Source organism: Cellulosimicrobium sp. GQ32 (genome assembly GCF_059758455.1).
Genome location: NZ_JCAXEP010000014.1, coordinates 73539 through 86861, shown reverse-complemented (window position 1 = coordinate 86861; position 13323 = coordinate 73539). Strand labels below are relative to the sequence as shown.

The following is a 13323-nucleotide window of genomic DNA, read 5'->3' as shown; positions in this document are numbered from 1 at the left end:
GACGACAGGCCCGGCGACCGGACCGACGACCGGCGCCGCGCCGGTGCGCCCGAGCCGCACGTTCTACGACGAGGTCGGCGGGCACGAGACGTTCGTGCGCCTCGTCGACGCGTTCTACGAGGGCGTCGCGGACGACCCGGTCATGCGGCCCATGTATCCCGAGCAGGACCTCGGTCCGGCGCGCTGGCGCCTCACGGCGTTCCTCGAGCAGTACTGGGGCGGCCCGACGACGTACAGCGAGCAGCGCGGGCACCCGCGCCTGCGGATGCGGCACGCCCCGTTCAAGGTCAACCCCGAGGCGCGCGACCGCTGGCTCGCGCACATGCGCGCCGCCGTCGACACCCTCGACCTGCCGCCGATCCAGGAGGCGACGCTGTGGGACTATCTGGAGCGCGCGGCGCACTCGCTCCTCAACACCTTCGAGGACTGACCGACCCGCCGCCCGAGCGAAGGAGCCCCCACCCGTGACCCCCGAGCCCACGCCGCCGTCGACCTCCTCGGCCTCTCCCGGCCCGACGTCGGACGCCGCCCCGCGCGAGCAGGTCCCCAACCCGCTGAACCACCTCCTCGACGTGCTGCGCCTCGAGCGGGTGGGCGACGGCGACGGGTCGGCCGCCGACCCCGAGCACTTCCGCGGGGTCTCCGTGCACCAGCCGACGGGGCGCGTCTACGGCGGTCAGGTCCTCGCGCAAGCGGTCCTCGCCGCGGGGCGCACCGTCCCCGAGGGGCGTCTCCCCCACTCGCTGCACGGCTACTTCCTGCGGCCCGGCGGTCTCGACGTGCCGATCGACTTCGCGGTCGAGCGGCTGCGCGACGGGCGCTCGTTCAGCGCGCGCCGCACGCACGCGATCCAGCACGGCAAGCCGATCCTGTCGATGATCGCCTCGTTCCAGGAGGACCAGGGGGGCATCGAGCACTCGTCGCCGATGCCCGCCGCCCCCGCCCCGGAGGAGGTGCCGTCCGCGCTCGACGTGCTCGGCGGCATCGACCACCCGATCGCACGCTTCTGGTCGCACCACTCGGCGTTCGAGCTGCGGCACGTGGGCGGCTCGCTCTACCTCGCTCCCGACCACGAGCCCAAGGACCACCAGATGGTGTGGATGCGCGCGCGCGGCGACGTCGGGGACGACCAGCTGCTGCACCGCGCGCTCATGGCGTACGCGTGCGACCAGGTGATGCTCGAGCCGATCCTGCGCCAGTCGGGCACCAGCTGGGTCACGCCCGACCTGTCGATCGCAAGCCTCGACCACGCGATGTGGTGGCACCGCGACGCGCGCGTCGACGAGTGGCTGCTCTACGTGCAGTCCGCGTCGAGCGCGCAGGGCGGCCGCGGGCTCGGCGCGGCGCGCGTGTTCGCCCAGGACGGGACGCTCGTCGCGTCCATCGCGCAGGAGGGAATGGTCCGCCTCCCGGCGCTGTGAGCGCCGGGAGGCGGACCGCCCTCATCGCGTGTCAGCCGGGTGTCAGCCGCACGCGACCGTCGGTGACGACGGCGGCGCGCCCGTGCCGATGAACCCGAACGACGTCGTGCCGCCGGCGGCGAGCGTGCCGTTCCAGCCGACGTTCGTCGCGGTCAGGACGCTCCCGCTCACGCTCGTCGTCGCGTTCCAGGCCTGCGACAGGCCGCCGGGAGCGAGGTCGAGCGACACGGTCCAGCCCGCGACCCCGGACGGTCCGGCCGTGACCGTGACCTCGCCCTGGTACCCGCCCTGCCACGACCCGCGCGTCGCGTAGGTCGCGGTGCACGCGCCGGGCTCCGGCCCGCCGTCGTCCGCGAGCGTCGTCGCCTCGGCGGCGAGCGACACCGGCGAGATGTTCCCCGCCGCGTCACGCGCCCGCACCGTGTACCGGTACGTGGTCTCGGGCGCGAGGTCCTCGTCGGTGTACGTGGTGCGTGCCGTGGATCCGACGACCGCTCCGTCGCGCAGCACGTCGTAGGCGACCACGCGCACGTCGTCCGTCGACGCCGTCCACGACAGCGACGCGGTCGTGGCCGTCGTCCCCGTCACCGCGAGGTCGGCGGGCGTCGTCGGCGGCTCGGTGTCCGGCTCGGTGGGGACGTCCTCGCCGAACAGGCGGTCGTAGTCCGCGAGCGCCGTCGCGACGGCGGTCTGGGCCCAGAACCGGTGGTAGGTGAACTCGGGCGCCGGTCCGCCGTCGAGGTGCGCCTGGACCTTCGCCCAGTCCGGGTCGTCGAGGTAGAACGACCGCAGGTCGAGGAACGACACGCCGGGCTCGATGACGTCGCCGTTCGGCATGGTCCCCGTCCACCCGGCCGGCACGTAGGTCCCGTCTCCCGTGGTCGACGTCAGGACGTCGTCGAAGCGTGCGTAGTCGGCGCGCGTCTCGGTCGTCGCGACGCCGAGCGGGTCGCTGTTCTGCTCCCAGATCGCGTCGAGCAGGTCGCGTGCGACCTGCTGAGCCGCGTCGTGCTGCGGCCCCTCGCCCCCGGCCGCGTAGTACATGAGCGAGCGGGCGAGCGCGCCGGCGACGCCGACGTCCTGGCCGTAGCCCGTCACCTCGACGCTCAGGCCGGCGTTGTCGCCCGGGTTCTCCGGGTCCCAGTCGTCCGGCTGGCCCGACCACGCGAGGTTGGACGGGATCTGCCAGGAGTCGTCCGTGACCGTGACGTGGTCGATCACCCACGGCACCCACCTGTCGAGGATCGCCTCGGCGCGCTCGTCGCCCGTCTCCTCGTAGAGCTGCGCGATCCGCTCGACCCCCCAGCCCTGCATGCCCATCCACGAGTTCGACGGCGGGTCGTGGTAGACGGGCGCCTCGGTGTAGGCCGTGCCGTAGAACGTCGCGACGTCGTCCGGGCGGTCGGCGTAGTGGCCGTCCCACGAGTTCGTGCTGCCGCCCGCGATCCCGCCCTCGGGCGACTGGAGCCACTGGAAGAGCTCGATCTGGCGGTCGAGGCTCGTGCTCCAGTCGTCGCTCGCCGTGGGCGAGGCCGGCTGGAGCGCGGGATCGTTCGCGAGCGCCCAGGCGGCCATCGGGTTCTGGTACCCGAAGTGCGCGTGGCTCGACCCGATGCGCCAGGCCCACGGGCCGGACGTGTCGAGCGCCCCGCCCCACGCGTAGTACCAGGACAGCAGGTAGTGGGCGCTGCTCCGGCCCGACCCCGCGGCGCACGACGTGGACTCGCAGCCCGGCGTCTTGAAGTACTTGTCGAACAGCGCGTAGCGCAGGTAGTCGCCCATCTTCGAGGCCTTGCCGACCGTGTTGGCGACGGCCTCGGGCTGGCCCTGCTCGGTCGCGAACTTGTTCGCCCAGTAGGCCGCCTCGACCGCGCGCGCGTCGGCGTCGGGCGCGTTGGTGTACTTCCACTGCTTCGCGTACGAGGCGTCGCCCGTGAAGAGGTCGAGGTAGCCGTTCTCGCCGCCGTAGCCGAAGTCGTCGATCGACGGCTGGGGCACCGTCTCCCAGACGGACTCCTGCGGGCCGCGCTGGAACGTGTTGATGTACGACGTGCCCTCGTGGTCCGGCCCGAGCAGCGTCGAGGAGCCCGGCGCGGCGCCGAACCCGTAGACGTTGTCGACGTCGGCGAGCCAGTGCATGCCGTAGACCTCGGGCGTGCCGTACGTCGACCGCAGCTCGGCCCCGATCGGGTCGGTCCCGACGGACACCGAGGAGTCGAGCCGCGACGGGTACTGGCTCGGGTGGTTGAACTCCGGCGCGTACGTCGCGGGCTTGGCCGGGTCGTACGCCCCGTTGGTGGGCTGGTTCTCCGTGGTGGGGATCATGTACGCCTCGAGCGTGTCCCACGCGTGGTTGAACGGCTCCCAGTCGCCGGTCACCTGGCCGTACGACGTCTCGAGCCACAGCCAGAAGGAGTACGCCTCCGACGTCGTCTCGTGCCCGTAGTCCGGCGCCTCGACCATGAGCGTCTCGACCGCGTGGTACGGGATGCCCTGGGGCGAGAAGTAGCCGTTCGCGGGGTCGTGGATCTTCGCGTACAGCTCCAGGAAGCGCTGCGTGTACTCGCCGTCGACGAGCGCTGCGGCCGTCCCCGCCGTCGTCGACCGGGGCTCCGCGGGGTCGGCGCTCGCCGGGGGGACGGTGGCGAGCGCCGCGAGCGCGACGCCCGCCGCGAGCGCGGCGGCCGTCGTGCGCCGGCCCCGCGCGGCTCGGGCGTGCGGGGCGGTGGGTGGTGGCGCTGCGCGCCGGGACGTGCGTGGCATCGTGCTCCCTCTCGTCGTCGAGCCCCGCGACGGCGGTCGCGGGGCGCCGCCGTCGGCTCCCCCACCCCCGCGGGTCGATCGACTCTCGGCGGACGCGACCGGCCGTCACAACGCACGAAACGTTTCGGACGGCGCCGACCACGGCACGACGGTTCCGTACGCGCGGGCCCGACGCCGCGCGAGCGCGACCCCGGCGCGGCGCAGCACCTCGAGCGCGTCCGGGGCGCCGGTGACGTCGCCGAGGTGCTCGACGACGGCCGAGCCGCACGCCCCCGCCGCGCGGACCGCGGCGTGGCGCGCCGCGTCGTCGGAGACGCCGTCGAGGAGCACCACGAGGTCGGTCGGGGCCAGCGCGCACAGGGAGCCCGCCGGGCCCACCGCGCCGCCGAGTCGGTGCAGCGCGGGGACCGTCGGCGGCGCCTCGAGCCCGACGGCCAGGACGTGCGCGCCGTACCCCTCGACCCGCCCGCCACGCCCGATCGCCTGCTCGAGCCGGTCCACGAACAGGGTGCGGTGCAGCACTCCCGAGTCGGGGTCGACGAGCGCCCGCTCGCGCAGCTCGCTGCGGTACCGCTCGACGTCGGACAGGACGGCGAGGGCGCCGACCATACGGGCCGGACGCCCGCCGGCGTCGTGCACGGTCACGGCGCGGCAGCGGACCCGCACGTGCTCGCCGTCCGCGCACCGGAGGCGGTGCTCGACGTCGAGCGGCTCGGTCGTCCCCGCGAGCTGCGCGGCGACGGCCGCGTGCACGGCCTGCACGTCGTCCGGGTGCACGCGGCCGAGCCACTCCTCGGGGTCGTCCCGGAGGTCGGCCACGTCGCAGCCCACGATGCGGGCCCACGCCGGCGACCAGCGCACGGTGCCCGTCTCGACGTCCCAGTCCCACGTGCCGTCGTGGGACGCGATGGACACGAGCGCCGCGCGCTCCGCCCCCGCCTCGACCTCGAGCGCGAGCTCGCGGACGCGGCCGGCCGCGTCCGCGAGCGCGCGCTGCTGCTCCTGCAGCGAGCTGACCAGGGTCTCCCGGTCGAGCGCGACGGCGAGCATGGCCGCCCAGTGGTTGTACCGCTCGCGGGTGCTCGTCGTCCGCGTGTCCACGAGGCCGCCCACCACGAGGAACCCCCAGTCGGAGCGTCCGAACGCGACGGGCGCGACGACCGTGAGCGACCGCGGGTCGAGGAGCTCGCGCGGCGGGAACTGCGCGGTCGGCAGGACCGTCCCCACGAGCCGCTCGACGGCCGTCCCCCCGCCGCGCACGCCGACGACCCGCAGCACGCGGCGCCCGGAGCCGTCGTCGGCGTCCTCCCACAGCGCGAGGGCCGCCGTACCGCCCACCCCGCGCGGGAGCCAGTCGAGGCGGCGCAGCCCTGCTTCGTCGCCGCGCAGCAGGCCGAGGTCGACCTCGTAGAGGTCCACCAGGTCCTGCTCGAGCCGTCCCGTGCGCGCGACGGCCCCGTGCGCGCACCCGCGCGCGACGGCGACGACCACCTCGGCCGCCGTCGCCCGGACGGCCTCGGCGCGCACGGCGGCGGAGCTCGCCGGGGGGTCCCGGTGGGCGCCGCGCGACAGGACGGTCCGGCCGAGCTGGGACGCGCGCGCGCCCGGGCGTCGCCGCCGTACGTCGCGCACGAGCGCGGCGACCTCGGTCTCGAGCGCCGGCACGATCTGCTCGAGCGCCTCCTGCGACGGGCGCAGGCCGGCGGTCCGGTCCGCAAGCGAGCGGAGCGCCGCGGCCGGGGGGACGGCACCCGTCTCGGCGGCGCCCCGGAGCAGGTGCCGGAGCACGAGGAGCCACGCGTCGACCGGCGCGGGGCGCTGGCCGCCGTCCGGCCCGCGCCGGCGCAGCACGCCGCGCGCGTCCGACCGGTCCAGGACGGGGGCGAAGACGACCCGGGCGACCTCGTCGAGGGGCCGGGCCGCGTCGACGGGCGCCGGCACGGCGTCGGCGCGGACGGCCGGGGCGCCGATGAGCTCGCCCTGCGTCCCCTCCAGGCACCCGCACGACTCGCGCCGGATGAGGGCCGCACGGCCCAGCCGGTTCTCCCGGCCCACGCTCTCTCCCCGGGCCTGCGCGACGAGCAGCTCCGCGACCCGCTCGCCGACCTGGTCGTGCAGGGGGTCGACGGTCGACAGCCGGGGACGCGAGCGCGCGCCCGAGTCGGCGTGGTCGAACCCCACCACCGCCTGCTCCGCGGGCAGCTCGAACCCGCTGGCCTGGAGGCCGCGCATGAAGCCGATGGCGTTGCGGTCGGTGGCCGCGAGCGTCGCCGTCGTCGGCAGTCCCCGGGACGCGATCCGCCGCGCGACGGCCTCCGCGCTCGCCTCCTGGTTGTCGCGCGTGCGGTAGACCCACGACGGCGACCACGCGAGGTCGTGCGCCGCCAGCGCCGCCCGGTAGGCGTCGTAGCGCTCGAGCGTGTCGCGCTGCTCGGTGTTGCCCACGAAGCCGATGCGCTGGTGGCCGTGCTCGACGAGGTGGTCGACGGCGGCGCGGACGCCGCCCGCGTTGTCCGGCGACACCGCGGGAGCGCGCAGCCCGTCGGCGCGCACCCCGAGGAGCACGAGCGGGATGCCCGACGCGTCCAGCTCGCGCAGCTCCGCGTCTGCGAGCGCGGTCGTCATGACGACGAACCCGTCGAACGACGAGCGCCCGAGCAGCGGGCGCCGGCCCGGTGGGCCCGGGAACTCGTCGCGGTCGAGGTCCGCCGGGTAGGTCTGGAGGGCGACCACCCGGTGCCCGTGCGCCCGCAGGACCCGGGCGATCCCCGCCAGGGACCGCCCGAAGTAGAAGCCTCCGACCACGGGGCACAGCACACCGAACGTCAGGTGCTCCCCCGCCTGTCTCGGGCGCCTCGTCGCGTCCGTCGACATCCTCGTCACCGTCCCCGTCACGTCATCGTCACCGAGTCCTGATAGGCATCATGCACCCAAACCGGGCACAGTGTGGGAGCGTGACCACTCACTCCTCCGGCGCAGCGTCCTCACCACGCCCCGCCAGCCCCGCCGAGCGGCGCATCACGATCACCGACGTCGCCCGCGCGGCAGGGGTCTCGATCGCCGTCGTCTCCTACGCGCTCAACGGCCGTCCGGGCGTGTCCGAGCGGACCCGCCGGCACGTCCTGCGCACCGCGGCCGACCTCGGCTGGCGCCCGAGCGCGGCCGCCCGCTCCCTGCGCACCAGCGCCCGCAGCGTGGCGCTCCAGGTCGTGCACGCGGCGGAGGGGTCCGCCGGACCCGCCCGCGCCCTCGCGCTCGCCGCCGGCATGCGCGCCGTCCTCGCGGAGCACGACCTCGCCCTCGGCCTGGAGGTCACCGACGACCGCGACGAGGGCGCCCGGGACCTCGAGGCGGGCTGGTCCGAGCGGCGGCACGCCGCGTACGTCGTGGTCGACGCCCACGCGGGCGACCCCCGGGTCCGCGTCGCACGCGACGCCGCGATCCCGCTCGTGGAGGTAGCCCCCGGCCCGCCCGACCCCGACGCGCCGGGCGTGCGCACCTGGTTCGCGGGCGACGCGGACGCCCGCGCGGCCCGCTACCTCGTCGAGCTCGGCCACCGCCGGATCGCGGTCCTCGTCTCCGACGCGCAGGACGAGGTGGCACGCACCCTGGTCGCGGCGACCCACGACGCGGGCGGCCCGGAGGCCCGGGTCGACGTCGTCGAGTGCCGCACGTGGGAGGAGACGCGCTCGCGCGCGGCGAGGCTGGTCGCTCACGACTCGCGCCCCACCGCCGTGCTCACCGACACGGACGTCGCCGCGCTCGCGGTGCTCGAGGCCGGGCGGAGCCAGGGGCTCGAGGTGCCGTGGGACCTGTCGGTGCTGTCCGGCGAGGACTCCGCGACGTGCCGGCTGGTCGCTCCCGCGCTCACCGCCGTGCACCGGCCGTTCCAGCGGCTCGGGGCGCACGTCGCGGACGTCGTCGTCGCACGGCTCGGCCTCGGGCGCCCGGTCGCACGCCCCGAGGCCGACCCTGCCACGACGCACCCGGCCGTCGACCGTGAGCGCCCCGCCGCGCGCCTCCTCCTGCGCGGGACGACCGCGCCACCGCGGGGCGCCTAAACGTTTCAGCCGGTAGCCGACGACGGCCCCGTTTCGTCACGTTGTCCCCACCGGGCAGAGCCGCCCGGTGCGCGGACCCGTCCGCGCCCCCGGACCCTTGGAGGACCACGTGCCATCCCGATCCAGCCGACCGCGCAGGGGCGCGGCCGTCGCCGCGTCGCTCGCGCTGCTCGCCGTCCCGCTGGTCGCGACCACCGCGCCGGCGAACGCCGCCGAGCCACGCGTGAGCAACCCGTTCGCCGGTGCCACGCAGTACGTCAACGACTTCTGGTCCGCCAACGTCGAGGCCGCCGCCGATCGCGCGGGTGGCGACCTCGGTTCCCGCATGCGGGCCATCGCCGAGGAGCCCACCGCGGTCTGGATGGACCGCATCAGCGCGATCGAGGGCAACGCCGACGGCCCGGGCCTGCGGCACCACCTCGACGCCGCGATCGAGCAGAAGCAGCCCGGCGTGCCGATGGTGTTCAACCTCGTCATCTACGACCTGCCCGGCCGCGACTGCTACGCGCTCGCGTCCAACGGCGAGCTCAAGCCGAACGCGACGGACATGGCGCGGTACGAGACCGAGTACATCGACGTCATCGCCGACATCCTCGACGACCCCGCCTACGAGGACCTGCGCATCGTCGCGACGATCGAGCCGGACTCGCTGCCGAACCTCATCACGAACATCAGCACGCCGGACTGCCAGGCGTCCGCGCCGTACTACCGCGAGGGCGTGAAGTACGCGCTGGACGCGCTCCACGACGTCGGCAACGTGTACTCCTACATCGACGCGGCGCACGCCGGCTGGCTGGGCTGGCCGAGCAACGCGGGCCCCGCGGCGAAGCTGTTCAAGGAGGTCGTGCTGTCGACGGAGGCGGGCTACGCGTCCGTCGCGGGCTTCGTCACGAACACCGCCAACTCCACGCCGCTGCACGAGCCGTTCCTCGAGGACGTCCAGCTCGGCAGCACGCCCGTGCGCTCGGCGTCCTTCTACGAGTGGAACGCCGACTTCGACGAGGCCGACTGGACGGCGCACCTCTACGACCTGCTGGTCGCCGAGGGCTTCCCGACGTCGATCGGCATGCTCGTCGACACGTCGCGCAACGGCTGGGGCGGCGAGGACCGCCCGACCGCGGTGAGCACGTCGACGAGCCTCAACACCTACGTGGACGAGTCGCGCGTCGACAAGCGCATCCACCGCGGTGCCTGGTGCAACCCGGCCGGCGCCGGGATCGGCGAGCGGCCGCAGGCCTCGCCCGCAGGCTTCCCGGAGTCGCACCTGCACGCCTACGTGTGGGTCAAGCCTCCGGGCGAGTCGGACGGCGCGTCGTCCGACATCCCGAACGACCAGGGCAAGCGGTTCGACCGCATGTGCGACCCGACCTTCGTCTCGCCCAAGCTCTCCAACCAGCTCACCGGCGCCCTGCCGGACGCCCCGCTCGCGGGTCAGTGGTTCGAGTCCCAGTTCCGGATGCTCGTCGAGAACGCCTACCCGGCGATCGAGGGCGACGGGAGCGGCGGCCCCGCGGACACGACCCCGCCGTCGGTCCCGACGGGCCTCACGGCCGGGGCGACCACCGCGTCGTCGGCGAGCGTGAGCTGGACCGCGTCGACCGACGACCGCGGCGTCACGGGCTACACCGTGCTCGTCGACGGCACCGCCGTGGGCACGACGGCCACGACCTCGTTCACGGTCACCGGACTCGACGCGGGCACGTCCTACGCCGTGACCGTCCGGGCGCGCGACGCCGCGGGCAACGTCTCGGCCGCGTCCGCGCCGCTCACGGTGACCACGGACGAGGACGGCGGCCCGGGCGGCGACGACCAGGCGCCGTCCGCCCCGACGGGGCTGCGGGTCTCGGGCGTGACGACCTCCACGGTCGCGCTCGCGTGGAACGCGTCGACCGACGACACCGGCGTGACCGGGTACCGCGTGTTCCGCGACGGGACGCAGGTCGCCGAGGTCTCGGCGACGTCGTTCACCGACACGGGCCTCGCGGCGGGCACGGCGCACGTCTACGCGGTGCGCGCGGTCGACGGCGCGGGCAACGTGTCCGCGACGTCGGGCACCGTGACCGGCACGACGGCACCAGGGGGCGGCACCCCCGGCGCCTGCACCGTCACGTACACGGCGAGCTCCTGGAACACCGGGTTCACGGGGTCGCTGCGGATCACCAACGGCTCCGCCACGGCCCTGCAGAACTGGACCCTGACGTTCGCCTTCGCGGACGGCCAGACGATCACGCAGGGCTGGTCCGCGCAGTACGCGCAGTCCGGCGCGACCGTCACCGTGACCCCGGCCGCGTGGAACACCACGCTCGGCGCGGGCGCGAGCGTCGAGGTCGGCTTCAACGGCTCCCACACCGGGACCAACACCGAGCCGACGTCCTTCGTCCTGAACGGCGCGACCTGCACGGTCGCCTGACCTGACGCCGACGGCCGGGGCGCGTGCGCCCCGGCCGTCGGCGCGCCGCGGGCGGCGTCCCCCGGCGCGCGAGCGGGCCACGTGTCCCGCACGATGACCGGGTGCGACTTCGTCGGGTGTCCGTGACCTCCCCCGGGTACTCGCGGCGCCCCAAGGGCGACTCGTGGGTGTTCCTCGACGTCGAGGGACTTCCGCTCGCCGACGAGGAGGAGCTCGCGCGGTGCACGCGCCTCGCAGTGCCGCCCGCCTGGTCCGACGTCTGGATCTGCCGGTACCCCAACGGGCACATCCAGGCGTTCGGGCGCGACGTCGCCGGTCGCGGCCAGTACCTGTACCACGAGCAGTGGCAGGTGCGGCGCGCGCGGCGCAAGCACGACCACGTGCTCGACGTCGGCCGGCGCCTGCCCGCGGCCCGGCGTCGCGTCGCGCGCGAGCTCGCACAGCCCGGCATGGGGCGCGACACCGTGCTCGCCCTCGCGTTCCGGCTGCTCGACCTGGCGTACTTCCGGGCCGGTGGCGAGATCTACGCGAAGCAGAACAACAGCTACGGCCTGGCGACGATCCGCAAGGAGCACGCGCGCGTGCGGCGTGACGGGAGCGTGCACTTCCACTACCCCGCGAAGTCGGGCCAGGTGCGCGACGTCGTGGTGGACGACCCGGTGGTCGCCGAGCTCGTCACGACGCTCAAGCGGCGCCGCGGCGGCGTCGAGCTGCTCGCATGGCGCGAGGACGGCCCCGACGGGCGCGCCGTGTGGCACGACGTCACGAGCGCCGACGTCCAGGCGGGCATCAAGGAACGGCTCGGGGACGACGCGACGCCCAAGGACTTCCGCACCTGGCACGCGACGGTGCTCGCGGCACGCGCGCTCGCCGACGCGGGGGCCGCGCCCGCCTCCGAACGGGCGCGGCGCAAGGTCGTCACAGGGATCGTCAAGGACGTCGCGGAGGAGCTCGGGAACACGCCCGCCGTCGCGCGGTCCTCGTACATCGACCCGCGCCTGTTCGACCTGTGGGAGCGTGGCGAGACCATCGGGTCCACGCGGTCGCAGACGCGCGCCGAGCGCGAGCTCCTGGAGCTCCTCTCGTGAGGGCCGCGGTCACCGGCGTCACCGGCTACGTGGGCGGACGGCTCGTGCCCGAGCTCCTGCGCGCGGGGTTCGAGGTGCGCGCACTGGCACGGCACCCCGAACGGCTCGCGGGGCGTGAGTGGGTGGACGACGTCGAGACGGTGGCGGCCGACGCGTCGGACCTCGAGCAGATCCGGGCGGCGCTCGAGGGCGCCGACGTCGCGTACTACCTCGTGCACTCGCTCGGCACCGGGAGCACGTTCGAGGCGCGCGACCGCCGCACCGCGCTGACGTTCGCGCGCGCGGCGCGCGAGGCGGGCGTCGGACGGATCGTCTACCTCGGCGGGATGTTCCCGGACGTCCCGGAGGGTGAGCTCTCGCGCCACCTGGCCTCGCGCAAGGAGGTCGGCGAGATCCTGCTCGCGTCGGGCGTCCCGACGACGGTCCTCCAGGCGGCGGTGATCCTCGGCTCCGGGTCCGCCTCGTTCGAGATGATGCGCTACCTCACCGAGCGGCTCCCCGCCATGACGACGCCGAAGTGGGTCGACAACCGCATCCAGCCCATCGCGGTGCGGGACGTGCTGCGCTACCTCGTGGGGTCCGCGACGATGCCGCCCGACGTCTCGCGCGCGTTCGACATCGGCGGGCCCGAGGTCCTCACCTACCGCGACATGATGCAGCGCTACGCCAGGGTGGCCGGGCTCCCCCGCCGCGCCATCGTCAGCGTGCCGGTGCTCACGCCCAAGCTGTCGAGCCTGTGGGTCGGGCTCGTCACGCCCGTGCCGTCGGGCATCGCCAGGCCGCTGGTCGAGTCGCTCCAGCACGAGGTCGTGTGCCGGGAGCACGACGTCCGGCGGTACGTGCCCGACCCGCCCGAGGGCCTCCTCGGGTTCGACCGCGCCGTCGAGCTGGCCCTGGAACGCATCCACGACGGCGAGGTGGTGACGCGCTGGTCGTCCGCCTCGGTCCCGGGAGCGCCGTCGGACCCGCTGCCGAGCGACCCCGACTGGGCCGGCGGCTCGCTGTACGTCGACGAGCGGCGGACCGTCGTCGACGCGCCGCGCGACGTGCTCTGGCGCGTCGTCGAGGAGATCGGCGGGCAGGGCGGCTGGTACTCGTGGTCGCTCGCGTGGCGCGTGCGCGGGCTCCTGGACCGCGCCGTCGGCGGACCCGGGCTGCGCCGTGGTCGGCGCGACGAGCGGCACCTGCGCGTGGACGACGAGCTCGACTGGTGGCGCGTCGAGGCGATCGAGCCGGGCCGTCGCCTGCTGCTCCGGGCCGAGATGCGCCTGCCCGGGCTCGCGTGGCTCGAGCTGCGCGTCGACGAGGCCGCCGCCGAGCTCCCCGACGCGACCGACCCCGACGCGCCCGGGCCCTCGCCCGAGGACGCGAGCGGGCCCGGCCGGACCTACTTCGCGCAGCGCGCGCTGTTCTACCCGCACGGCCTCGCGGGCCAGCTCTACTGGTGGACCGTCAAGCCCTTCCACGGCGTCGTGTTCGGCGGGATGCAGCGCAACGTCGCCGCCGCGGCGGAACGCGCCGCGGACGACGGCTAAACGTTTCGGGGTGGCGCGGGTCCTTGACCTCGGCTCCGCCGCGTC

General features: G+C 75.0%; 8 protein-coding genes. 6 read left to right on the top strand and 2 right to left on the bottom strand.

Going from position 1 to position 13323, the window contains the following annotated elements; genetic code table 11:
- Positions 1-43 precede the first annotated feature (43 nt).
- The gene (locus AC6CH9_RS18760) at positions 44-430 is read left to right on the top strand and encodes a globin (protein ID WP_237843608.1); all 387 of its coding nucleotides are present in this window, start codon (positions 44-46) and stop codon (positions 428-430) included.
- Positions 431-572: 142 nt separating this feature from the next.
- Positions 573-1421 (top strand): acyl-CoA thioesterase, encoded by an 849-nt coding sequence (locus tag AC6CH9_RS18755; RefSeq protein ID WP_498156271.1) that lies wholly within the window; start codon positions 573-575, stop codon positions 1419-1421.
- Positions 1422-1463: 42 nt separating this feature from the next.
- Here the strand turns inward: AC6CH9_RS18755 and AC6CH9_RS18750 are convergent, their stop codons facing one another.
- Positions 1464-4184: a glycoside hydrolase family 48 protein gene (locus AC6CH9_RS18750; RefSeq protein ID WP_498156251.1), complete on the bottom strand. Its 2721-nt coding sequence runs from the start codon at positions 4182-4184 to the stop codon at positions 1464-1466.
- Between the two features lie 105 nt (positions 4185-4289).
- A complete protein-coding gene (locus AC6CH9_RS18745; protein ID WP_498156250.1) occupies positions 4290-6989 on the bottom strand; it encodes a substrate-binding domain-containing protein in 2700 nt (899 codons plus the stop codon).
- A gap of 149 nt (positions 6990-7138) precedes the next feature.
- Here AC6CH9_RS18745 and AC6CH9_RS18740 point away from each other — a divergent pair, with 149 nt between their 5' ends.
- From AC6CH9_RS18740 to AC6CH9_RS18725, 4 genes are all read left to right on the top strand, one after another.
- Positions 7139-8245, top strand: coding sequence for a LacI family DNA-binding transcriptional regulator (locus tag AC6CH9_RS18740; RefSeq protein WP_498156249.1), 1107 nt, complete (start codon positions 7139-7141; stop codon positions 8243-8245).
- Positions 8246-8354: 109 nt separating this feature from the next.
- Positions 8355-10655 carry a glycoside hydrolase family 6 protein gene (locus tag AC6CH9_RS18735; RefSeq protein ID WP_498156248.1) on the top strand — a complete coding sequence of 767 codons (2301 nt, stop codon included), beginning with the start codon at positions 8355-8357 and terminating at the stop codon, positions 10653-10655.
- Between the two features lie 101 nt (positions 10656-10756).
- Positions 10757-11743, top strand: coding sequence for a DNA topoisomerase IB (locus AC6CH9_RS18730; protein WP_452110262.1), 987 nt, complete (start codon positions 10757-10759; stop codon positions 11741-11743).
- The gene (locus AC6CH9_RS18725) at positions 11740-13278 is read left to right on the top strand and encodes an SDR family oxidoreductase (protein ID WP_498156247.1); all 1539 of its coding nucleotides are present in this window, start codon (positions 11740-11742) and stop codon (positions 13276-13278) included. The genes AC6CH9_RS18730 and AC6CH9_RS18725 overlap by 4 nt, the downstream gene beginning before the upstream one ends.
- The last annotated feature ends 45 nt before the right edge of the window (positions 13279-13323 follow it).